This is a genomic window from Streptacidiphilus sp. ASG 303, from assembly GCF_020991365.1.
Classification (GTDB): domain Bacteria; phylum Actinomycetota; class Actinomycetes; order Streptomycetales; family Streptomycetaceae; genus Peterkaempfera.
In genome coordinates this window covers 103673-123724 of the sequence record NZ_JAJLRA010000002.1, presented here as the reverse complement: position 1 = coordinate 123724, position 20052 = coordinate 103673, and the positions used below count along the sequence as shown (strand labels likewise).

General features: G+C 76.0%; 18 protein-coding genes. 6 read left to right on the top strand and 12 right to left on the bottom strand.

The features are described from left to right. Nucleotides 1-159: 159 nt before the first annotated feature. On the bottom strand, nt 160-525 hold the full coding sequence (locus LO771_RS03285; protein WP_230648054.1) for a helix-turn-helix domain-containing protein: 366 nt from the start codon (nt 523-525) through the stop codon (nt 160-162). Then, nucleotides 522-770 carry a thiamine-binding protein gene (locus LO771_RS03280; RefSeq protein WP_230648053.1) on the bottom strand — a complete coding sequence of 83 codons (249 nt, stop codon included), beginning with the start codon at nt 768-770 and terminating at the stop codon, nt 522-524. Before LO771_RS03280 ends, LO771_RS03285 begins: the two co-directional genes overlap by 4 nt. A gap of 494 nt (nt 771-1264) precedes the next feature. On the opposite strand from LO771_RS03280, the gene allB reads away from it, so the two are divergent. The 4 genes from allB (at nt 1265) to LO771_RS03260 (ending at nt 8363) form a co-directional block, all read left to right on the top strand. Then, the gene (allB, locus tag LO771_RS03275; protein WP_230648324.1) at nt 1265-2638 is read left to right on the top strand and encodes an allantoinase AllB; all 1374 of its coding nucleotides are present in this window, start codon (nt 1265-1267) and stop codon (nt 2636-2638) included. Then, nucleotides 2635-3891, top strand: coding sequence for an allantoicase (alc, locus tag LO771_RS03270; RefSeq protein ID WP_230648052.1), 1257 nt, complete (start codon nt 2635-2637; stop codon nt 3889-3891). The genes allB and alc overlap by 4 nt, the downstream gene beginning before the upstream one ends. Before the next feature lie 224 nt (nt 3892-4115). Then, entirely contained in the window at nt 4116-4871 is a 756-nt protein-coding gene (locus LO771_RS03265) for an IclR family transcriptional regulator (protein WP_230648051.1), read from the top strand. A 510-nt stretch (nt 4872-5381) separates the two neighbouring features. After that, a complete protein-coding gene (locus LO771_RS03260) occupies nt 5382-8363 on the top strand; it encodes an SCO7613 C-terminal domain-containing membrane protein (protein WP_230648391.1) in 2982 nt (993 codons plus the stop codon). 455 nt (nt 8364-8818) lie between these two features. Here LO771_RS03260 and LO771_RS03255 read toward each other — a convergent pair whose 3' ends face one another. Then, nucleotides 8819-9187 (bottom strand): hypothetical protein, encoded by a 369-nt coding sequence (locus LO771_RS03255; RefSeq protein WP_230648050.1) that lies wholly within the window; start codon nt 9185-9187, stop codon nt 8819-8821. A gap of 211 nt (nt 9188-9398) precedes the next feature. Between LO771_RS03255 and LO771_RS03250 the strand changes: the two genes are divergently transcribed. Beyond that, entirely contained in the window at nt 9399-9770 is a 372-nt protein-coding gene (locus LO771_RS03250) for a DUF6188 family protein (RefSeq protein ID WP_230648049.1), read from the top strand. A gap of 240 nt (nt 9771-10010) precedes the next feature. On the opposite strand, the gene LO771_RS03245 is transcribed toward LO771_RS03250, so the two are convergent. From LO771_RS03245 to LO771_RS03225, 5 genes are all read right to left on the bottom strand, one after another. Next, nucleotides 10011-10559: a VCBS repeat-containing protein gene (locus LO771_RS03245; RefSeq protein WP_230648048.1), complete on the bottom strand. Its 549-nt coding sequence runs from the start codon at nt 10557-10559 to the stop codon at nt 10011-10013. A gap of 20 nt (nt 10560-10579) precedes the next feature. Next, nucleotides 10580-11827 carry a hypothetical protein gene (locus LO771_RS03240; RefSeq protein ID WP_230648047.1) on the bottom strand — a complete coding sequence of 416 codons (1248 nt, stop codon included), beginning with the start codon at nt 11825-11827 and terminating at the stop codon, nt 10580-10582. Nucleotides 11828-11884: 57 nt separating this feature from the next. After that, a complete protein-coding gene (locus tag LO771_RS03235; RefSeq protein WP_230648046.1) occupies nt 11885-12034 on the bottom strand; it encodes a hypothetical protein in 150 nt (49 codons plus the stop codon). Nucleotides 12035-12564: 530 nt separating this feature from the next. Next, entirely contained in the window at nt 12565-12918 is a 354-nt protein-coding gene (locus tag LO771_RS03230; protein ID WP_230648045.1) for a hypothetical protein, read from the bottom strand. Next, nucleotides 12915-13394 carry a hypothetical protein gene (locus LO771_RS03225; protein ID WP_230648044.1) on the bottom strand — a complete coding sequence of 160 codons (480 nt, stop codon included), beginning with the start codon at nt 13392-13394 and terminating at the stop codon, nt 12915-12917. Before LO771_RS03225 ends, LO771_RS03230 begins: the two co-directional genes overlap by 4 nt. Nucleotides 13395-13986: 592 nt before the next feature. On the opposite strand from LO771_RS03225, the gene LO771_RS03220 reads away from it, so the two are divergent. Further along, nucleotides 13987-14469, top strand: coding sequence for an immunity 26/phosphotriesterase HocA family protein (locus LO771_RS03220; protein ID WP_230648043.1), 483 nt, complete (start codon nt 13987-13989; stop codon nt 14467-14469). Nucleotides 14470-14882: 413 nt separating this feature from the next. Here LO771_RS03220 and LO771_RS03210 read toward each other — a convergent pair whose 3' ends face one another. The 4 genes from LO771_RS03210 to LO771_RS03195 all read right to left on the bottom strand — a co-directional run bounded on the left by LO771_RS03210 (nt 14883) and on the right by LO771_RS03195 (nt 19925). Then, nucleotides 14883-16097: an XdhC family protein gene (locus LO771_RS03210; protein ID WP_230648042.1), complete on the bottom strand. Its 1215-nt coding sequence runs from the start codon at nt 16095-16097 to the stop codon at nt 14883-14885. 104 nt (nt 16098-16201) lie between these two features. Then, nucleotides 16202-18559, bottom strand: coding sequence for a xanthine dehydrogenase subunit D (gene pucD, locus LO771_RS03205; protein WP_230648041.1), 2358 nt, complete (start codon nt 18557-18559; stop codon nt 16202-16204). Beyond that, nucleotides 18556-19038 (bottom strand): (2Fe-2S)-binding protein, encoded by a 483-nt coding sequence (locus tag LO771_RS03200; RefSeq protein WP_230648040.1) that lies wholly within the window; start codon nt 19036-19038, stop codon nt 18556-18558. Before LO771_RS03200 ends, pucD begins: the two co-directional genes overlap by 4 nt. After that, on the bottom strand, nt 19035-19925 hold the full coding sequence (locus LO771_RS03195) for a xanthine dehydrogenase family protein subunit M (protein WP_230648039.1): 891 nt from the start codon (nt 19923-19925) through the stop codon (nt 19035-19037). The genes LO771_RS03200 and LO771_RS03195 overlap by 4 nt, the downstream gene beginning before the upstream one ends. Nucleotides 19926-20052: the final 127 nt, after the last annotated feature.

Genomic DNA, 20052 nt, shown 5'->3' with positions numbered 1-20052 from the left:
GGTGCCTCCCGAGAAAGCTAGATCCGCCGCTCGCCCCCGTCAACAGACTGTTGAAACGGGGGTGTGACGTTCCGTGGTCGCGGCGGTTGCCGGGGTGCTGCGGGCCGTCCCGGGCCGTTCCGGGCCGCTCGGGGCCGTTCGCCGGGCCGCCGGGGCGGATCAGGCCCGCTCCCGGTTGAGGTAGTTGTAGACCGTGAACCGGCTGACGCCCAGCGCCGCCGCCACCGTCTCCACACCGTGCCGCACCGTGAAGGCCCCCCGCTCCTCCAGCAGGGCCACCACCCGCTGCTTGTCGGCGCGGGCCAGCCCGGGGAGCGGGCCGCCGAACCGCTGCTCCATCTCGGCCAGCAGCCGGTCCAGGGCGCTGCCCAGGTGCGGCAGCCGCACCGCGAGGGCCGGGGCGCCGTCCCACTCCAGGACCAGGTCCTCGGGGCGCGCCTCGTCCACCGCCACCGGCACGGCCCCCACCGCGTCCAGCAGCGGGCGTATCGCCGTCGCCAGGGGGTGGGCCGGACCGGCGCTCACCGCTCACCGCCGTCGACCACGCTGACCTGCAGCGAGATCCGGGTGGCGCCGGCGGCGAGGGAGTCGCGCAGGACCCGGGAGACGGCGGCCAGGGCCTCCTCCGCGCCGCCCTCGGCGCTGGTCCCGAACGGCCCGACCTCCACGGCCAGCCCCGCCTCGTCCACCGCCCGGCGGGCCGCCCTGGCGTGCTCGGGGAAGGCGTCCAGGGCGAACGGTTCGGTCGTGAACTCCACCATCAGTCGCACCCGCTCACCCTATCGAGGGACGGGCCGTCCGGCCCCCGGCCGCCCACCTCCGCCCCCCCCCGACCGCGGCCCCCCGACCGCGGCCCCCCGACCCCCGACCCCCGACCCCCGATCGTCGGACCGCCGCCGGACCCGGCGCCCGGAGCGCCCGGCCTCGGAGTGCCCGGCCCGGCGCGGGCCGGCGCGGGCGGGCCGGGCCGGGGCGCCGCACCGGGCCCGGCACGCGGACCGCCCGGGCTGCGCGTCGTTGACGTTCTGTTGAAGCCCGGCCTACGCTCCGAGCGCCGCGAACACCGGCCCCGCACAGTCCGGAGGTGCCGTTGCCCGCTCCACCGTCCCCCGACCCGCCGCGCCCCGCGCCGACGGGCCCGGTCCCCGGCCCCGATCCGGCCCCCCGCCCCGACCCGGACCCGCTGCACCCCCGCGACCTGCGCGCGGACCACCGCGCCCGGGCCGCGCGCCGCACCGGGACCGCGCCCCGCCCGTCCGGCACCCTGCTGCTGCGCTCCCGCCGGGCCGTGCTGCCCGACGGCGAGCGCCCCGCCGACGTCCTGGTCCGCGACGGCCGGATCGAGCGCGTCGCCCCGCACGGCACCCTCGACGCCCCCGCCGGGCCGGTCGTCGACCTGGGCGCCACCGCCCTGCTGCCCGGCCTGGTCGACACCCACGTGCACGTCAACGAGCCCGGCCGCACGGAGTGGGAGGGCTTCGACTCGGCGACCCGCGCGGCCGCCGCGGGCGGCGTGACCACCCTCGTCGACATGCCGCTCAACTCCGTCCCCCCGACCACCACCCCCGCCGGACTGGCCGCCAAGCGCCGCGCCGCCGAGGGCCGGGTGCGGGTGGACACCGGCTTCTGGGGCGGTGCGGTCCCCGGCAACACCGCCGAGCTGGAGCCGCTGCACCGGGCCGGGGTCTTCGGCTTCAAGGGCTTCCTCTCCCCGTCCGGCGTCGAGGAGTTCCCCCACCTGGAGCCGGCCGACCTGGAGGAGGCCCTCGCGGAGCTGGCCCGCCTCGGCGCGCTCGCCCTCGTCCACGCCGAGGACCCCGCCGTCCTCGACGCGGCCCCGCAGCGCCCCGGCCGCCGGTACCGGGACTTCCTCGCCTCCCGCCCCGACGGCGCCGAGACCGCCGCCGTCGCCCGCCTGCTGGACGCGGCCCGCCGCACCGGCGCCCGGGTGCACGTCCTGCACGTCTCCTCCGCCGCCGTGCTGCCGCTGCTCGCCGCCGCCCGCGCCGACGGGGTGCGGGTCACCGCCGAGACCTGCCCGCACTACCTGTGCCTGGCGGCGGAGGAGGTCCCCGACGGGGACACCGCCTTCAAGTGCTGCCCGCCGATCCGCGACGAGGCCAACCGCGACCGGCTGTGGGCGGCGCTGGCGGCGGGGGAGTTCGCCGCCGTGGTCTCCGACCACTCGCCCTGCACCGCCGACCTCAAGCAGCGCGGCTCCGGCGACTTCGCCGCCGCCTGGGGCGGCGTCGCCTCCCTGCAGCTGGGCCTGCCCGCCGTCTGGACCGAGGCCCGCCGCCGCGGGCACACCCTCGCCGACGTGGTCCGCTGGATGTCGGCCGGACCCGCCGCGCTGGCCGGCCTGGACGCCAAGGGCGCCATCGCGCCCGGCCGTGACGCGGACCTGGTCGCCTTCGACCCGGACGCCGCCCTCCGCGTCGACCCGGCCGCCCTGCACCACCGCAACCCCGTCACCCCGTACGCCGGGCGGACCCTCACCGGGGCCGTCCGCGCCACCTGGCTGCGCGGCCGGCCGGTGGAGCCGGACGGCGAACCCCTCGGCCGCCTCCTCGACCGCCCCGGGACCCCCGGGACCCCCCGGGCCGCCGGCCCCGACCCGGAAGGACGTGCCCGTTGAGCCCCGCGGAAACCCCCTTCACCGACCTGCTCGACCTCGCCTCCCGCGCCCTGGGCGCGGGCGTGGTCGCCGCCTCCGACGAGTCCTTCGCCGAGAAGGAGAACCTGCTGGCGCCCGCGCCCCCCGTCTTCCGCCCGCGCACCTTCGGCAACAAGGGCCAGGTCATGGACGGCTGGGAGACCCGCCGCCGCCGCGGCGCCAGGCCCGACCGCCCGCACCCCGCCGCCGGGGACCACGACTGGGCCCTGGTGCGGCTCGGCGCGCCCGGCGTGGTCCGGGGCGTCGTCGTGGACACCGCCCACTTCAACGGCAACCACCCCGTCTCCGCCCGGGTCGAGGCCGCCTCCGTGCCCGGCCACCCCGCACCGGAGGACCTGCTGGCCGACGGCGTGGAGTGGACCGTCCTGGTGCCGGACAGCCCCCTCGAGGGGGACACCGCGCACGCGTTCCCGGTGGCGGTCGGCGGCCGCTTCACCCACGTCCGCCTCGTGATCGCGCCCGACGGCGGCGTGGCCCGGCTGCGCGTCCACGGCGAGGCCGTCCCCGACCCCCGCGACCTGGACGGCCTCACCTTCGACCTCGCCGCCCAGGAGCACGGGGGAGTGGCCCTGGCCGCCTCCGACCGCCACTACTCCTCCCCGCACCACCTCAACGCCCCCGGCCGGGCCGCCGTCATGGGCGAGGGCTGGGAGACCCGGCGGCGGCGCGACGACGGACACGACTGGGTGGAGCTGTCCCTGGCCGGGCGCGGCGAGGTGCTGGCGGTCGAGATCGACACCACCCACTTCGTCTTCAACGCCCCGGGCTGGGCCGCCCTGCTGGGCCGCGACGACACCGCGCCTGCCGGCCCCGGCGGCCCCGAGGGCGGCTGGACCGAACTGCTGCCCCGCACCCGCCTCCAGCCCGACACCCGCCACCGCTTCCGGCTGGACGGCGCCCCGCCCGCCACCCGCGTCCGGCTGGCGGTGTACCCCGACGGCGGGATGGCGCGGCTGCGCCTGACGGGGCGTCTGACTCCCGAGGGGCGCACGGCCATGGCCCTGCGCTGGTACGACACGCTGCCCGCCCCCGAGGCGGAACGGGCCCTGGCCGACGCCGGGCTCACCCCCGCCGAGGCCGCCGCGCTCACCGCGGCCCGCCCGCTGCGCGACGCCGCCGGGGCCCGAGCCGCTGCGGCCGCCCTGCCGCCGACCAGCGGCGGCGCGGACGCCGACCGCCGCCGGGAGGCGCTCCGGGCGCTCCTGGGCGTCTGACGGCGGCCGGGGCGCGGAGTCCCGGGGAGGCCCCGGTCCCGGGCACGACCGGCGGTGCTTCTGGCATATGCCAAGTCTGAGCTGCGGCTTTGCGGTGCGATCTTCCGCGAGAAGGCCGCCCGGCCGTCCGTCCCACCGATATCCTTGTCGTGCTCACACCCGGTCCGGCCGCCGTGCCGCCCGCCGGGGACGCCGCGTGCCGCCACCGAGCAGGGGGACATCGGGTGACCCTTCACGACGTCCGGCCCGTCCGGCGCGGCTCCCTCCACCGGGCCCTGCGCCTGCTGGAGGCGGTCGACCGCCACCGCGACGGCGTCACCACCGACGCGCTCGCCCGCGAACTCGGCCTGCCCGTCGCCGCCGTCGACCGCACCGCCGCCGAACTGGAGGACCACGGCTACCTGCAGCGCCTCGACCGCGACGCGTACGTCCTCGGCGGCACCCTGGTCCGGCTCGCCGGCCGCACCCGCCGCGACACCCTCCGGGACCGGCTGGACACCGCGCTGCGCGGCCTCCGCGACGAACTGGGTGCCGCCGTCCACCTCGGCGCCTACCGCGACGGGGAGGCCGTCGTCGAGGCGTCCGCCACCGCGCCGTGGGCCCCGGGCGGCCCCGCCTGGGTCGACCCCCGCGCCGCCGCGCACGCCACCGCCCTCGGCAAGTGCCTGCTCGCCCAGCTCGACGACCGGGCCCGCCGCGACCACCTCGACCGCCACCCCCCGGTCCGGCTCACCTCCCGCACCACCACCGACCCCGGGCAGCTGCTCCAGCGCCTCGACCGGCAGCCCGCCACCATGCCGGTGCTCGACCTCCAGGAGTACGCCCTGGGCACGGTCTGCGCCGCCGTCCCCCTCACCGCCGGCTCCACCGCCGCCTGCCTCGCCGTCTCCCTGCCCCTGGACCAGGCGTACCGGCTCCGCCGCGCCGCCGACGTCCTCGCCGACCGGACCGCGACGGTCCTGCTCTCGCTCGCCCTCTGACGGAACGCCACCAGCGGCTCCGTCCGCCCGTCCTGCCGCCCCCCGGAGTTCCTCCGTCCGCCTGCCCGTCCCCGGCCTGCCGCGCCGCGCCACCCCGCCGCCCGCCACGCGTGCCCCGTCCCCGGCCGGACCGACCGGCGACCGTGCGCCTTCGCCTGCCCGTCCCCGGCCTGCCGCGCCGCGCCACCCCGCCGTCCGCCACGCGTGCCCCGTCCCCGGCCGGACCGACCGGCGACCGTGCGCCTTCGCCTGCCCGTCCCCGGCCTGCCGCGCCGCGCCACCCCGCCGCCCGCCACGCGTGCCCCGTCCCCGGCCGGACCGACCGGCGACCGTGCGCCTCCGCCTGCCCGTCCCCGGCCTGCCGCGCCGCGCCACCCCGCCGCCACCCGTCCGACGAACCGTCACCGGTGCCGCCCCCACCCGCCGCGGACACCGGCTCCGCGCACCCCGCCGCCGTCTGAGTACCCGTACTCATGCGCCGGCGCGCCCGCCGCCCCACACTCCCATGCCATGGACGCCCGCCCGCTCCGCTGCCCCGACTGCGGCTCGCCCCTCCACCCGGCCGCCGCTCCCGCCTGTCCCCGCTGCGGCCTGCCGCTCACCGGGCCCGACGCCGCCGAACTGCGGCACGTCGACACCGCCCTCGCCGACCTCGACGCCCGGCGGGCGGCCCTGCTCCACCGGCGTACCGCCCTGGTCTCCGGCCTCCGGGCCCGCCGCGCGACGGCCGGTCCGCCGCCGGAGCCCGCGGCCCTCCCGGCCTGGGGCCCGCCGCCGGTGCCCCCCGGGCCCCGCCGGGACGCCCCGGCGCCGTCCGTCCAGACCGTGCTCCTGGTCCTCGGCGGCCTCCTGGTCACCCTCGCCGGACTCGCCTTCACCGTCGTCAACTGGGGCAGCCTCGGCATCGGCGGCCGCGCCGCCGTCCTCGCCGCGCTCACCGCCGCCGCCCTGGCCGCGCCCCTCCCGCTGCGCCGGCGCGGCCTCACCGCCACCGCCGAGACGGCCTCCGCCGTCGGCCTCGCCCTGGTCCTGCTCGACTGGTACGCCGCCCGCGCCGCCGGCCTCGCCGGACTCCACCGGACCGACGCCGCCGCCTACTGGGCCGCGGCCACCGCCCTCACCGCCCTCGGGGCGGCCGCGTACGCCCACCGGACCCGGTCCGCCGTCCTGCCCCCCGCCGCCCTGCTGCTCCTCCAGACCACCGCCCCGCTCGCGGCGTCCGCGGCCGGCGCCGGACCCGCCGGATGGGCCGCGGCTCTGGCGGGCACCGCCCTCCTCGACCTCGGCGCCGCGACCGCCCTCCCGGCCCCGCTCGCCCGGCGCACCGGAGCCCGCCCCGCCGCCGTCCTCGCGGGCCTCGCCCTCGCCGCCGGGTCCGTCCAGGCCGTCCTCGGCGGCGGTCTCGCCGCGACCGCCGCCCTCACCGCCCCCGCGTACGGACCGGCCCTGCGCGCCTGCGTCCCGCTCGCGCTGCTCGTCCTGCTCGGGGCCGCCGCCTCCCGCCGGCCCGGCCTCCCGTCCGGGGCCCGCCTCGGCGCCGCCGTCCTCGCGGGCCTGGCCCTCACCGCCGCGGCCGCCGCCGCACCGCGCCTCGCCCTCCCGGACACCTGGTCCGTCCTCGCGTACGCGCTGCCCGCCGCGCTCCTCGCCACCGCCGCCCTCGCCCGCCGCACCGGCCTCCCGGCCGCCGACCCGGGCGGGGACGGCTTGGACCGCGGCGGGACGGTCCGGGGCGGGTCGGTCCGGGGCGGGGCTGCGCGGGACGGCATGCCCCCGGCCGGACCGTCCGTCGCCCGCCTCGGAGCCGCGGACACCCCCGGCGCCCCGGCCCCCGCCGCCGGGACCTCGGCCGCCACTCCCGCCGCCCCCGCCGGAGCGTCCGCACACTCCCTCCCCCTGTGGACCGGCCTCACCGCCGCCGGCGCCCTGGTCCTGGCCCTGGCCGTCCTCCAGGTCCTCCCCGCCCTGCTGGAGGCGCTCGCCGAGCCCCTGCGGCACGTCCTGCACCACGGGGACGCGGACACCCGCCCCTTCCCGGAGGGCTGGCGCACCGCTCCGGCGGTCCCCGTCACGGCCGCCCTGACCGCCGCGGTCCTGGCCGCCGCCGCAGCCCTCCTCGGCCGCTCCAGCGGCACCGCCCCCGCGCCGGCCGCTCCTGCGCAGGCCGACAGCACCTCGGCCGACCCCGCCGACCCCGCCGACCCCGCCGACCCCGCCGACCCCGCCGACCCCGCCGATCCCGCCGACCCCGCCGACCCCGCCGATCCCGCCGACCGCGCCCCGGCCCCTGCTGCCCCCGCTCCCGCCGACGCCCGCCGCGTGCTCCGCTGCGCCGCCGTCCTGGCGGCCGTCCCGGCCGTCGCCCTCGCCCCGGTCGCCGCCGGACTGCCCTACGCCGCCGCCCTGGCGACCGCCTGGCTCCCGGCCCTCGTCGCCGCCGTCCACCTGGTGCGCCGCCCCGGCGCCGACCGCGCCGCGCAGCTCTGCGCCCTGACCGCCCCCGCGGCCCTCGCCCTGGCCTGGTCGCTGCCCGACCAGGCCGCGACCCTCACCGTGTGGGGCGCCACCGCGGTCCTGGCCGCCGTCCTCGCTGCGCTCCCGGTCGGCCGCACCGCGGCCGGTGCCGCCGCGGCCGCCGTGGCCGTCCTCGGCGGGGAGGCGGCGCGGGCCGGTACGGCCGTCGGCCTGCCGCCGCACGTGGCGGCGTTCGCCGCGCTCGGGGTGGCCGTCGCCACGGTCCCCGCAGCCGCCGCCCTGCGCAGCCCGGGCCCGGCGGACGACCCCACCGCCCCGCACGCCCCCGCCACCCCCCGCACCTCCGCCGCCCCGTCCGGCGCCCGCGCCGCCGCCGTCGAACTGGCCGGCTACGCCGTCGCCGCCGCCGCGCTGCCCGCGACCGTGCTCCACCCGGACGCCCTCAGCGCCGCCCTCGCCATCTGCGGCGCCGCCGCCCTGGGCACCGCCCTGCGCGCCGACCGCCGCCGCCCCGCGCTCCTCGCCGCCGCCGCCCTGCTGACCGCCTCCTCCTGGGTGCGGCTGGCCCTGGCCGGCGTGGACGACCCCGAGGCGTACACCCTCCCCGTCTCCGCCGCCGCCCTGGTCCTCGGGTACCTGCGGCGGCGCCGCGCCCCGGAGACCGGCTCCTGGTCCGCCTACGGCCCCGGACTGACCGTCACCCTGCTCCCGAGCCTGGCCGCCGCGTGGACCGACGCCCACTGGCTCCGTCCGCTCCTCCTCGGGCTCGCCGCCCTCGCCGTGACCCTCCTCGGCGCCCGCCACCGCCTGCGCGCCCCGCTGCTGGCCGGCGGAGCGGTCCTGGCCGCCGACGCCCTCCACGAACTGGCCCCCACCGTCGCCCAGGCCCTCGGCCTGCTGCCCCGCTGGGCGCCCCTCGCCGCCGCCGGGCTCCTGCTCCTCTTCGCGGGCGCCACCTACGAGCACCGCCTCCGCGACGCCCGCCGCCTCCGCGACACCCTCCGCCGCCTGCACTGACCCGACCCGCCGGGGCTCGTCCGAGGTGCCGTGCCCCGCCCCCTCCGGCAGCCGGCGCATGGCCCACGGCGGACGGGAGAGGCGGTGGCGGACGGGAGAGGCGGCGCAGGACCGCGCCGGACAGGTCGGTCCCCGGTGGGTGGACAGGCACGAGGAGCCCCGGGCGGACGGGCCGCTCCCGGTCGGCAACCCGCCCGTCGGGGGCTTCACTCCGTCCCGGGCACCGCCACCGCGCCCACCGGCCGCCTGGGCGGCCAGGCCGGGGACCGCCCGGCGGGCGGGGCCGGGCCCGGCGGCGGAGTCCCCGCCGGCGCCGTCCCCGGCCGCTCCTCCACTCCGCGGAGGAGCGGCCGTTTACGGCCCCGGCCACCGGCCCGCAAACCGCCCCGCCGCCGTCGAGCAGAGGACCGGCGCGGCCCGACCGCCCGCCTTGTCACAACCGGCCGATCGTGGCCCTACGCGTCGAGATACCGGTACCGCCCGCTCGCGGGGCCGGTCACCACAGCCCCGTCGCGGACCTGCCACTCGCCCATGCCCTCGACGTCGTGGCTGACGAGGAAGAGCCCGGTGACCAGGTCGCCGTCCTCGTCCGAGGCGGGAATCCGCGCCACGCGACCCAGCTGTCCCCGGAACCAGTCGAGGGACCCCGCGCGCATCTGGGCGCCGAAGAAGACCCAGGTGGCGAAGTTGTACTGCCGCGCCGGGAAGCCCCAGCCGCCGCTGTACGTCCGATCCCGGTCCTCGGAGCCGATGATCTCCTTGATCCGGGCGAGCTGCCGGTCGTCGCACTCCAGCCAGCCCCTGACGCTGACGAGCACACCCATGACGATCGCTCCCCGTGCCCCGGGCGCCGTCCTGTCCGCCGCCCTCGATGACGCCGGACCGGACGATAGACGGGACGGGCCCGGCCCCGCAAAGGGCTTGGCGCCTCCGGCCCGCCGAGCAGGTGCGCCCGTGCTCGGCCGGTCGCTCCGACGAGCACGGCGCCCCGGCGCCCGGTGGCTTCCCGGCCCTGGTTCCGGCAGGGTGTCCGGCATGAACCTGGACCTTCAGGGCCAGACGGTCGTCCGCGTCTGCTTCGACTACGCCGTCAGGATCCTGACCAGTAGGAACTGGGAAATGATCATCGAGACCGAGGCGGTCCTCCATCCTCCGGTCGGGGAACCTGCTGCTTTCGACCCGGAATCCCCGGGCGCCACGGCCGCCCACCTCGTCGGCCTGGCCCGCGACGTGATCACCGAGGCCGGGGCGGGGGACGCGGGGGACCTCGTGGTCGGGTTCGCGAGCGGCACACGGCTGACCGTCCGTCCGGACCCCGACTACGAGGCGTGGGAGACCGCCGGACCGGGCGGGCGACGGGTGATCTGCATGCCCGGAGGGGAGCTCGCCGTGTGGAGCGGGGGATGACCCCAGGCCCCCGGACCCTGCGGCGGGTGGGTCCGGCCGGCGGGGCACGTGGCCCGGGAGCAGCCGACGGTCTCTCGTCGAAGGCGGGGTCGCGTACGGCCTGGGCGTCGGCGATGGTGCCGATGCGGGCATGGCCCGGCTTTTCCCGATCACGACCGGAGCGCCGCCTCGCGCGGGACGGATGCCCCGGCACCCTGTGGCTTCCGGGGAGAAGGGCATCTGTCCGGCGCGAGGCGGAATTCATCCGATCGCCATCTTGTACTTCCACCCCTTCCCGTCGCTGTTGCTGACGATCTGTGTGCCGGCGCTGGTCAGAGCGGTCCGGCCGCCGGGGTAGAAGCGGACGGTGCCATCGGTCCTGACCGCCCAGATGTCCGGTATCCCGTCGCCGTTGACGTCCGGCGTTCCGAAGACGAGCCGGACGGTCGTGGTGCTCCAGCCCGAGGAGACGTACTCGACGTCCGCGCCTCCGGAGGAGGCCGCCGCTGATGCCAAGGAGACGAGGTCGACACCTCCGGTGGCCGGATCCTTGATCCCAGTACGGAGGAGAAGCCGCCCGCCGGTCCCGGTGCGGTAGATGATGTCGGCCACGCCGTCGCCGCCGATGTCCTGGACGGCGACCAGGTCGCGGTCGGTCCAGGCGGAGCTGGCGACCATCCGGGCCTCGGAGACCGTGGCACCGTTGTAGCCGAGGAAGGCCCACAGGGTGTCGCCCACAGTCATGAAGAAGTCGGGCTTGCCGTCACCGGTGGCGTCCCCGGCGGAGACGATCTGGGTGATGGTGCTCAATGCCGGCGCGTTGGACGGGATCAGGATCTCCTGTCGCTTGCCTGTGTTGACGGAGCCGTAGCCGTCACCCGGGTACACCCACAGCCGGCCGTCCTTGATGGCGACGAGGTCAGGCCGTCGCCTCCGTAGACGTCGCCGAGGTGGGCGATGAGTGTGTTCTTCCAGTATCCCGACGTGGCAGCGACATAGGACGGTCGGTCGTCGCCGCTCGGATCCTTGTCCGGGTTGTCCTGGTAGGCGCCGGCCATGGACCATCCCAGGCTGCCCGTCCCCTTGGTGAGGTCGGAGGCCGTGGCGATGGTGGAGTACATCCGGAGGTTGCCGTCCCCGTCGACGACCATCAGGTCTGGCAGCCCGTCTCCGGCGAAGTCGCCGGGGGAGTCGGCCTTGTCGCGCGGGGTGACGTAGAAGAAGTACTTGCGCGGGTCCGAGACGTTCCCTGCGGCGTCGACCGCGCGGACGTACAGCACGTTCGGCCCCGCCAGTGGCGGCTTCAGGTTGGAGACGGTGGTGGTGGTGGAGGTGGCGGCGCCGTTGGTCCGGGAGGCGAAGCCGGTGTAGGAAGCTGAGTTGAAGCCGTACTCGTACCGCACCACGTCGGTCTGGGATGCCTTGAACGTGAAGGAGCCGCCGGTCCCGAACGGGAGGGTGCTCCACGTGGAGTCCTCACCGTCGCTGCCGAAGCCGTTGTCCAGGGCGTCGGCGTCGGGGAAGACCGTCGAGGTCACGGTGGGCGCGGACGGCCGGCTGTTGTCGAAGACGAAGCGGCAGGGGGTCGTGCCGCCCGGCGTGTAGGAGGAGGTGCTGCCGAACTTGTCCACGGACCGGGCGCGCCACGAGTAGGTGGTGCCATTGACGAGCCCGCTGGTGGAGATGGGGTCGGTGTGGACGCGCGCGGAGCCGGTCTGGCTGCCGACGGAGACCGTGCCCTTGGAGCCCAGCATGTTGCCGTAGTTGCCGGTGGGCCACAGCTCGAAGCGGACGGAGGCCAGGTTGCCGTCCACGTCGCCGGCGCTCGCCCAGAAGGTGATGGAGGAGGCGTCCACGTTCACGTAGGGGGAGGTTGTGTCACAGGAGAGGTCGGGGTCCAGGTCGAGCTTCTGCGGTGCACCGGGCGGGCGGTTGTACACCAGGTCGACGTACGGGTCGTTGCCGCCGTCGGCCTGGAACTTCTTCCAGCTGTAGGCCGAGCCTTCGTCCGCGGCCCGCAGGCCGAGCGTCATGGTCGACCATCCGCCCTTGACGGCTTTCTGTACAGCGGCCTTCACATCGAAGGTCTCGTAGTCGTCCGGGCAGGAGGCCGACTTGTAGCCGTGCGCGAAGCTCTAGTGGTCGAGCAGGTTGCCGCTGGTCATGCCCGGCGCGTTCTTCCACGTCGTCTTGTCGCTCACCGGGCCGGTCAGGTAGACGTTGACCGTGCGCTTGGTGCACGACCAGGCGTAGGTCTGCAGGACGCGCAGACGGGCGTCGTGCACGACGGCGCCCTTGAGGTCGGGTGTCGAGGATCTGGCCGGTGGCGGTGTCCAGACGGGTGCGGTGCCCGGTGAGGCGGATCGGGCGGGCGCAGCCGCCCAGTGAGCCGATAGGAAATGGCCGGTGATTGGGCTGACCAGAACCTTGCCGCGTCGCGGAGCAAGTTATCCCGTTGGATATCCCAATGGGGTATCCAACGGGAAGAGGGCCGACCCAGGGGGCTGACCCTCAACGTGCGTCCGCCGGGCTCACCGTCAGGCGGGTGGCTGGCGTCTCCTCCGGCAGGGGAGCGAAGCTCCCGGCCACTCGCCGTCGACCGGACCCCTCCCCGCCTCAGCGCCCGCGCTGCCAGACTGGCCGAAGCACGCGCCGGCCGAAGGCCGCCCCGGCGGCCGACCGTCGAGCAGCCGAGAGCCCCCGGACCGCCCACCTGCCCGGAGCGGGGTCCGAATCTGGCAGGATGCCAGCCCAAGATCGCGTCAACACGCGCGCGGATCGTGGACGCGGCAGGTTGACAGGAGGTGAAGGGCGATCAGTCGGTGGCTTTGGGGTGTCCGGTGCCTGCGTAGGTGATCCAGGCGGTGCGGTTGGTGTCGTCGACCAGGTACCAGATGCGGCCGCCGCCGGTGACCTCGTACTGCCAGCGCTCCAGCGTCTGCCCCTTCCAGACTGTGGAGCCGATCTTGCCCTTGAGGCGGTGGTGGCGCTCGGGGTCGTCTGTGGCGCGCGGGGCGGATCGGATCTTGTCGAAGGCGCGGCGGAGGTTGCCTGCTGCGTGGCGGGAGAGGTGGTCCCAGCCGTTGGCCGCCTCCGTGTTGGCGAAGCGCAGGTCGAACTCTTCGCCGACCGGGGGCGGGGCCGCGCGGTCACCGCGCTTGGGGCTCACTCGGCGGTCTCGTCTTCGGGTACGGGGACAGTGCCGAGGTCGCCGTCGGGCTCGCGGGTGAGTATGGCGTGCAGGGCCGGGTCGGCGTAGATCTCGGCGCTGTGCCGCCACTGGGCGAGCAGCAGCGCAATGGGGGCCAGGTTCTCCAGCGCGGCGGCCCCGCGGGCGGTGTCCACCAGTTCGCCGAGCATCGCTTCGACGTCGTCCTCGGGGAGGAAGACCGACCAGGGCAGAGCATCTGGCAGGGCCTGGCGCAGTGCGGCGGTGTTCTCGGTGCGGACCAGTCCGGCGAGTAGGCGGGCGGTGAAGTCGACCACGGTGGAGTCCTGCTCCAGCTGGTCGGCACGGATGAGCGCGAGGTCGCCCGCGTCGCGGCGGCGCAGGCGCAGTGCGCGGACTGCGTCCAGGCGCCGGGTAGTGGCCGCGGGCTGGTGAAGCAGCTCGCTGAAGGGCACGTCCTCGTAGGCCGTCGTCATGACATCCACAGTAGCTCGGATGTCATGGCTCTGGTAGCGGATCGGGGTCTGGGCGCCGCTCGAAGAGGAGATGCTCGCGATCGCCGCCGCCTGATCCGAGCGGCAATAGGTCTATACCTTTGACGGCAACGCTGACGGCAACCGGACCCCACGCCACCGCACTTCCACGGACGTCAGCGGACCACCGAACTGCCATTGACCTGCAAAAACGCAGGTAGAGAGAGGTCGCCCAGCACACGTACTATGTGCTGGCTGGGAATACTCCGGTTCTGGTCCACAATTCCACGCCCCCGGCTCCCGATGGTGTTATCTATCTCCGTACGGATCTCGTCACTGGAGAGGAGTATGTTGGGCGGGCGAAGAGCTGGGACCGCTATTTGGCGCGGCAGGCCGAACACGCCAGGGACTATCCCAATTCCTCCTTCACTTTCGAGGTCCTTGGCCGGGCGGCACCTGGTCGCGATCTGGATGTCCTCAAGGAGAGTTGGATGCGTGCTGGCGGCGGGAAGGCATCAGTTCCAGGTAGTGTTCTGACGAACAAGCGTGTTCAGATGGGTGAAGCCCGCTACCGGGCTGCCGGAGGTGCCGTGTCATGCCCGTGAGATATCGACAAAGCGATCTTTTTCTCATTCCTGTCGCGGAGGGAGAGTTTTCCCTAGGGCGGGTCGTCTTGAAGATGCGCGGCGGAAATGTCCTGGTCGCCATCTATTCGGAGTTGGCGGAGTCGGTTGAGGCTGTCGACCTGGGACGCCTGTCGATCTCTCGGCCGGTCTTCCTCGTTGAGACCATGGATTTGCGCCTCAAGGATGGGACGTGGAGAGTGGCGGGGAACTGGACGCCGCCGACTGAACTCTCTATCCCTGTATGCAAGACCCAGGTCGAGCCTGGCGGTGACTTCTTCGCGCAGCATATTGATGGAAGCATCGGAAGGCGACTAACTCCGGATGAGGCTGCCCGACTCAAGAAGCAGAAGTCATTCTCTCCGATGCTAGTGGAGAAGGCGGCGCAAGCCTTTCAGGGGGTCGAGTCCTGGCTTCCCGTGTTCGATGAAATTCGAATTGGTGAAAGAGCGTAGACTGTATCGAAGGGTTTCAGCAGTTTGGCGGTTTATCAAATCGATAAAGAGGCGCCGGCGGATGATCTATAGATTTGTCTTCCGCCTTAAGGTGGAAGCTCTATTGTCATTCTGATTGACCCGCAAATCTTGAAAATTAATAGTCAATGGCCCCATCGAGCGGAAATCTTGGTGGGGCCGTTGGCCGTCTTGACGGCAACGTCAGCGGACGGGTTCTGCACTTGGCAGGTCGTCAGCGCTCTCGGGGTCTCGAAGGGCGTCGCCGAGGGTGTCGATGGCTTGGCGCTGGAGGCGGAGCCTGACGTGGGCGTAGACAGTGGCGGTGACGCCGATGTGGGCGTGGCCTAGGGGTCGCCCGATCAGGGCCGGTGCCGTGCCTTGCCCCAGGTGGAGGGCGGCTGCCATGTGCCGGATCACGGAGAGGCGGATGCAGCCTCCGGCGGGGACGGCAGCCCCGGGAGGCCGCCGTGCTCCGGGCTGTCGTGCTCCGGACCCCCGTGCGCCGGACCGCCGTGGACCGGCCCCTCGCCGAGGGTGAGGGGCAGGCAGGTGCCGCCGCGGCGGTGGGCGACGATCTCGGCGGCGACGGCCACCGCCGTCTCCTCCGGGGTGCGGCCGCCCAGGTCGAGGCCGATGGGGGAGCGGAGCCGGGCCAGTTCGGCATCGGTGAGCCCGGCGGCCCGCAGCCGCGCCAGGCGGTCCCGGTGGGTGCGGCGCGATCCCATGGCGCCGACGTAGGCGACGGGCAGCCGCAGCGCCGCCGTCAGCAGCGGCACGTCGAACTTCTCGTCGTGGGTGAGGACGCACACCACCGTCCGCCCGTCCAGCGCCCCGGCGGCGGCCTCCCGCTCCAGGTAGCGGTGCGGCCAGTCCACGACGACCTCGTCGGCGTCGGGGAAGCGCCGGGCGGTGGCGAAGACCGCGCGGGCGTCGCAGACCGTCACCCGGTAGCCGAGGAAGACGCCGATGCGGGCGACGGCCGCCGCGAAGTCGATGGCGCCGAAGACGAGCATCCGCGGCGGCGCGGCGTAGGACTCGACGAGCAGCACGACGCCGTCCGCCGCCTCCTCGCCGCAGGGCCGCCCCTCCCGGTCCAGGACGACCCGGCCGGTCCGCCCGGCCGCGAGCATCGCGCGCGCGCCGGCCGCCGCCGCGGCCTCCAGCGGCCCGCCGCCCAGCGAGCCGCGGCTGCCGTCGGCGGTGACGGCGAGGGCGGCGCCCAGCAGTTCCGGCGGGCCCGCCACCACCCGCACGAGGGCGACGGGCAGCCCCTCGGCGACGGCGGCCAGCGCCGCGTCGAGGCCCGCGTCCGCCCCGGGCCGCACCCGCTGCACCAGCACGTCCACGGACCCGCCGCAGGTCAGGCCGGCCGCGAAGGCGTCCTCGTCGCCGTATCCGAAGTGCCGCACCACGGGCCGCCCGGTGCGCAGCACCTCCCGGCACAGCTCGTACACCTCGCCCTCGACGCAGCCGCCGGAGACGCTGCCGACCGCCTCGCCGTCCTCGTCGACGGCGAGCGCCGCGCCCGGCTCGCGCGGCGCGCTGCCGGAGACGGCGGTGACGGTGGCCACGGCGAAGGGCCGTCCGGCGGTGTGCCAGGCGTGCAGCTGTCCGGCGATGTCCTGCATCCGAGGTGCTCCTTCGTCCGCTCTCGGGTCGCGCGGCCGGCCGTCCGGGCCGGCGGACCGGCTGTCCGGCCCGACGGGGGCCGGCCGGCCGCGCTGAGAGGATGTCAGCCCTCCTCCGGCCTCCGCACGGTGAGGTGCTCGGGACGGACCGGGACCCGCCGCAGGGCCAGCCCGGTGGCGGCCCGGATCGCGGAGACGATCGCCGGGGTGGAGGAGAGCGTCGGGGCCTCGCCGGCGCCGCGCAGGCCGTAGGGGGCGTGCGGGTCGGCGAGTTCGAGGACGTCCACGGGCTGCGGCGGGGTGTCCAGCAGGGTCGGGATGAGGTAGTCGGTGAAGGACGGGTTGCGGACGCGGCCGCCCTCCGTGACGACCTCCTCCATCACGGCGAGCCCCAGCCCCTGCACGGAGCCGCCGTGGATCTGGCCGACGACCGCGCCGGGGTTGACGGCCCGTCCCACGTCCTGCGCGGCGGCCAGTTCCACCACCTTCACGAGGCCGAGCTCGACGTCCACGTCGACGACGGCCCGGTGGGCGCAGAAGGAGTACTGGACGTGGCCGAAGCCCTGCCCGGTCTCCGGGTCGAAGGGCTGGGTGGGCCGGTGATGGTGCTCCCGGGTCCGCTCGATCGCGTCGTCGCCCAGCAGGTCCGCCACCGACGCCAGCACCCCGCCCGCCTCGGAGACGACCTTGCCGCCGGCCAGGGAGAGGTCGTCGTGCGTCCAGCCGTGCCGGGCGCGGCCGCGCGCGAACAGCTCCTCGCGCACCGCCTCGCAGGCCATCTTGACGGCGCCGCCGGTCATGTAGGTCTGCCGGGAGGCCGAGGTGGAGCCGGCCGAGCCGACGCCGGTGTCCGCGGGGTGGATGGTGACCCGCTCCACGCCCAGCTCGGTGCGGGCGATCTGCCCGTGGACGGTGACGCCGCCCTGCCCGACCTCCGCGGCCGCGGTGTGCACCAGGGCGACGGGCTCCCCGCCGACGACCTCCAGCCGCACCCGGGCGGTGGAGTAGTCGTCGAAGCCCTCGGAGAAGCCGACGTTCTTGATGCCGACGCCGTAGCCGACGCCGCGCACCACGCCCTCGCCGTGGGTGGTGTTGGAGAGCGCGCCGGGCATCTCCCGCAGGTCCGCCCCGGCGGCGGGCGGCAGCGGCAGCGCCTTCACGCGCCGCAGCAGCTCCGCGACGGGGGCCGGGGAGTCGATGCGCTGCCCGGTGGGCAGGGCGTCGCCCTCCTCGACGGCGTTGAGCCGCCGCAGCTCCACCGGGTCCGTGCCGAGCGCGGCGGCGAGCCGGTCCATCTGGCTCTCGTACGCGAAGCAGGCCTGCACGGCGCCGAAGCCGCGCATCGCCCCGCACGGCGGGTTGTTGGTGTAGAGGGCCAGCGCCTCCATCGACACGTGCGGCACCACGTACGGGCCGACGCCCAGCGAGGCGGCGTTGCCGACCACGGCGGGGGAGGAGGAGGCGTAGGCGCCGCCGTCGAGCACGATCCGGGCGTCGACGTAGACCAGCCGGCCGTCGCGGGTCGCGCCGTGCTCGTAGCGCAGCCGCGCCGGGTGCCGGTGGACGTGCCCGAAGAACGACTCCTCGCGCCCGTACACCACCTTGACCGGCCGGCCGGTGCGCAGCGCCAGCAGGCAGGCGTGGATCTGCATGGAGAGGTCCTCGCGGCCGCCGAAGGCGCCGCCGACGCCGGCGAGCGTGATCCGCACCCTCTCCTCGGGCAGGCCCAGCACCGGCGCCATCTGCCGCCGGTCGACGTGCAGCCACTGGGTGGCGACGTACAGGTCCACGCCGCCGTCCTCGGCGGGCACCGCGAGGCCGGACTCGGGGCCGAGGAACGCCTGGTCCTGCATGCCGACCTCGTAGGTGCCGCGCACCACGACGTCGGCGCGGGCCCGCACCTCGTCGGTGACGCCGCCGCCGGAGACGACCCGCTGCCGGTGCAGCACGTTGCCGGACGCCTTGCCCCGGTACTCCCCGGGCGCGTGCACGTACCCGTACCGCTCGGGGTCGAGGGCCTGCTCCTCGGTGCAGACCGGCTCCAGCACCTCGTAGTCGACCGCGATGGCGGCGGCGGCGCGGCGGGCCGTCTCGGGGTGGTCGGCGGCGACCAGGGCGACCGGCTCGCCGTGGTGGCGGACCTGGTCGACGGCGAGCGCGGGCTGGTCCTGGATCTCCAGGCCGTACGTCTTCACGCCGGGGAGGTCCTCGTGGGTGAGCACCGCGTGCACGCCCGGCACCGCCAGCGCACGGCTCACGTCCACCGAGCGGATGCGGGCGCGGGCGTGCGGGGAGCGCAGGGCGGTCCCCCAGAGCATGTCCTCGGCCCACAGGTCGGAGGAGTAGGCGAACTCGCCCCGCACCTTGAGAATGCCGTCGGGCCGGGCGGCGTCGGTGCCGACGCCGTGCGGGTGGTCGGTGGTGATCTTCACCAGGTTCTTCTCGGTCCGCAGCGGGGTCATCCCTGCGCCCCCTCCCCGGCCCGGCGGGCGGCCGCCAGCCGCACCGCGTCCATGATCTTCTCGTAGCCGGTGCAGCGGCACAGGTTGCCCGACAGCGCCTCGCGGATGTCCGCGTCGGCGGGGCGCGGGTCCCGCTCCAGCAGGGCGTGGGTCTGCACCAGCAGGCCCGGCGTGCAGAAGCCGCACTGCACGGCCCCGGCGTCCAGGAACGCCTGCTGCACCGGGTCGAGGCCGTCCTCCCCGGCCAGGCCCTCCACGGTGCGCACCTCCCGGCCCTCCGCCTGCCCGGCGGCCACCAGGCAGGCGCAGACCGGCTCGCCGTCCAGGTAGACCGTGCAGGAGCCGCACTCGCCCTGCTCGCAGGCGTTCTTCGAGCCCGGCAGGCCGAGCCGCTCGCGCAGCACGTACAGCAGGCTCTCGCCCTCCCACACGTCGTCGGCCTCCACCCGGCGCCCGTTGGCCGTGAACACCACCCTCATGCCGCGCTCCTCTCCGGCAGACCGGTGTACCCGGCCCAGCACCAGCCCAGGGTGCGCCGCGCCATGACGGCCAGCGCGTGGCGCCGGTAGTCGGCGCTGCCGCGCACGTCGTCGATGGGGGAGGCTGCGGCGGCGGCCAGCTCCCCGAAGCGCCGCACCACGGCCTCGTCCAGCTCCCCGCCGCGCTCCCACAGGCCGCGCTCCGCCAGCTCCCCGGCCAGGAACGCCTCCGCCTCCGCGGCGCGGCGCGGGGTGGGGGCGGCCGACCCGATGCCGGTGCCCACCGTCCGGTCCGCCGGGTGCAGCGCCAGCGCGAACGAGCAGACCGAGATCACCATCGCGTTGCGGGTGCCGACCTTGGAGAACTGCTGCGGGCCGCCCGCGACCGGCACGTGCACCGCCCGCACCAGCTCGTCCGGCTCCAGCGCGCTGCGCTTGGGGCCGAGGTAGAAGTCGTCGACCGGCACCATCCGGGTGCCGCGCACCGACGCGGCCTCCACCCGCACCCCGCGGCCCGCGGCCAGCAGCGGCGGGTGCGCGTCCCCGGCGGGCGACGCCGAGCCCAGGTTGCCGCCGACCGTGCCGCGGTTGCGGATCTGCGGCGAGCCCACCGTGCGGGCCGCCAGGGCCAGCCCCGGCAGCTCCCGCCCCAGCTCGGAGACGATCCGCGCGTACGGGACCGCGGCGCCCAGCCGCACCACCGCGCCGTCCGACTCCCACCGGGCCGCCTCGGCCACCCGGTTCAGGTCCAGCAGCGCCGGCGGGCGGCGGCGGTCGAAGTTCAGCTCGACCATCACGTCCGTCCCGCCCGCGACCGGGACCGCGTCGGGGTGCTCCGCCTTCAGTGCCAGCGCCTCGTCCCACGTCTCGGGCCGCAGGAACTCCATCCGGTCTCCCTCGTCGAGCGGCGCACCCGCCCGGGGGACCGGCCGTCCCGGAGGACCGGTCGCCGTGCGGGCCGCCGCGCCTGTGGACCGGCGCGCCCTGCGGACCGGGACCCCTGCGGACCGGTGC

Coding starts and splice junctions, on each gene's coding strand:
- LO771_RS03220 (WP_230648043.1), top strand. CDS start 13,987: ATGCCCGTGAGATATCGACAAAGCGATCTTTTTCTCATTCCTGTCGCG.
- pucD (WP_230648041.1), bottom strand. CDS start 18,559: ATGACCCCGCTGCGGACCGAGAAGAACCTGGTGAAGATCACCACCGAC.
- LO771_RS03225 (WP_230648044.1), bottom strand. CDS start 13,394: ATGACGACGGCCTACGAGGACGTGCCCTTCAGCGAGCTGCTTCACCAG.
- LO771_RS03195 (WP_230648039.1), bottom strand. CDS start 19,925: ATGGAGTTCCTGCGGCCCGAGACGTGGGACGAGGCGCTGGCACTGAAG.
- LO771_RS03260 (WP_230648391.1), top strand. CDS start 5,382: ATGGACGCCCGCCCGCTCCGCTGCCCCGACTGCGGCTCGCCCCTCCAC.
- LO771_RS03255 (WP_230648050.1), bottom strand. CDS start 9,187: ATGGGTGTGCTCGTCAGCGTCAGGGGCTGGCTGGAGTGCGACGACCGG.
- LO771_RS03210 (WP_230648042.1), bottom strand. CDS start 16,097: ATGCAGGACATCGCCGGACAGCTGCACGCCTGGCACACCGCCGGACGG.
- LO771_RS03250 (WP_230648049.1), top strand. CDS start 9,399: ATGAACCTGGACCTTCAGGGCCAGACGGTCGTCCGCGTCTGCTTCGAC.
- LO771_RS03200 (WP_230648040.1), bottom strand. CDS start 19,038: ATGAGGGTGGTGTTCACGGCCAACGGGCGCCGGGTGGAGGCCGACGAC.